2 protein-coding genes are annotated in these 1,695 nt (G+C 30.5%); both read left to right on the top strand.

Annotated elements, in window-relative coordinates:
* Positions 1–1,041, top strand: a 1,041-nt coding sequence (locus HG1285_RS02655) for a LegC family aminotransferase (RefSeq protein ID WP_008289076.1), incomplete at its 5' end; no start/stop codon positions are given.
* Positions 1,034–1,621: an acetyltransferase gene (locus HG1285_RS02660; protein ID WP_008289075.1), complete on the top strand. Its 588-nt coding sequence runs from the start codon at positions 1,034–1,036 to the stop codon at positions 1,619–1,621. The genes HG1285_RS02655 and HG1285_RS02660, both read left to right, overlap by 8 nt.
* The last annotated feature ends 74 nt before the right edge of the window (positions 1,622–1,695 follow it).

Here is a 1,695-nt window from a genome sequence, read left to right as displayed (position 1 = left end):
CTTGATACAATCCGTTCAACATTTGTTTCTTCTGTAGGTGAATACGTAAATGAGTTTGAAAGAAAAATAGCAAAATACACAGGAGCAAAATTCGCAGTAGCTACAGTAAATGGGACTTCGGCTTTACATACCGCTTTGCTGTTATCTGGAGTAAAAGAAGGAGATGAAGTTATAACACAACTCCTTACATTTGTGGCTACTTGCAACGCCATAAAATACTGTGGAGCAGAGCCTGTATTTGTTGATATATCACTAAAAACACTTGGTATGTCGCCGGAAAGTCTTAAAGAATTTTTAGACAAAAATGCAGAAGAAAGAAACGGATACGCATATAACAAAATAACAGGAAGAAGGATAAAAGCCTGCGTTCCTATGCATACATTTGGTCATCCTGTAGAAATAGATAAAATTATTGAGATTTGTAGTGAATATAACATAGATGTAATAGAAGATGCGGCAGAAAGTTTAGGAAGTTTTTATAAAAATAAGCACACTGGAACTTTTGGTAAGTTTGGAGTTTTAAGCTTCAATGGAAATAAAATAATAACCACCGGTGGCGGTGGAATGATATTAACAAATGATGAAGAGTTAGCAAAAAAAGCCAAACATATCACTACAACAGCAAAAGTTCCCCATCCGTATGAATATTTCCATGATGAAATAGGTTATAACTATAGAATGCCTAATATAAATGCAGCTTTAGGTGTTGCTCAACTTGAACAATTAGAAAATTTTCTTAAAATAAAAAGGAAAATAGCACAAGAATATAAAATATTTTTTGATAAAAAAGGAATAAACTTTTTTACAGAACCAGAAAACAGCTATTCAAATTATTGGTTAAATGCTGTTATCTTAGACAATAAAAAACAGAGAGATGAATTTTTAGAAATAACAAATAAAAACGGTATTCAGACAAGACCGGTTTGGACTTTAATGTATAAGCTGCCTATGTATAAAAACTGTTTTAAGACAGATACACCAAATGCAGAATATATAGAAGAAAGAGTTGTAAATATTCCAAGTGGGGTAATTTATGAGTAAAAAGCCAGAAATACTCTTAATTGGTGGTGGAGGACATTGTAAATCTGTGATTGATGTAATAGAGCAGGAAAATAAATTTAAAATAGCTGGGATAGTTGATACAAAAGAGAAAATAGGAGAAAAAGTTTTAGGCTATAAGATTATTGCTTCAGATGAAGATTTGGAAATTCTTTCAAAGGAATATAAGTATGCTTTTATTTCTTTAGGTCAAATTGATAACTGTGAAAAAAGAAAAGAACTTTTTAAAAAATGCAAAAACTTAGGATTTAATCTTCCTAAAGTAATTTCTCTTTATGCTTATGTTTCTAAATACTCTATTATAGGAGAAGGAACTATAGTTATGCATGGAGCAATTATAAATGCAGGAGCAAAAATAGGAAATAACTGTATAATAAACTCTAAGGCTTTAATAGAACATGATGCTGAAATAGAAGATAACTGTCATATTAGTACAGGAGCTATTATAAATGGGGGAGTAAAAGTAAAAGAATGTAGTTTTATAGGTAGTAATGCAACAACAAAACAATATATAACAATACCAAAAAATTCATTCATAAAAGCAGGGAGTATTGTTAAATGAAAACTTTTATCATAGCTGAAGCTGGAGTAAATCATAACGGTGATATAAATCTTGCTAAAAAACTTATTGACGTA

Source organism: Hydrogenivirga sp. 128-5-R1-1 (assembly GCF_000171895.1).
This window is presented reverse-complemented; position numbering and strand designations above follow the sequence as displayed.

Coding starts and splice junctions, on each gene's coding strand:
- HG1285_RS02660 (WP_008289075.1), top strand. CDS start 1,034: ATGAGTAAAAAGCCAGAAATACTCTTAATTGGTGGTGGAGGACATTGT.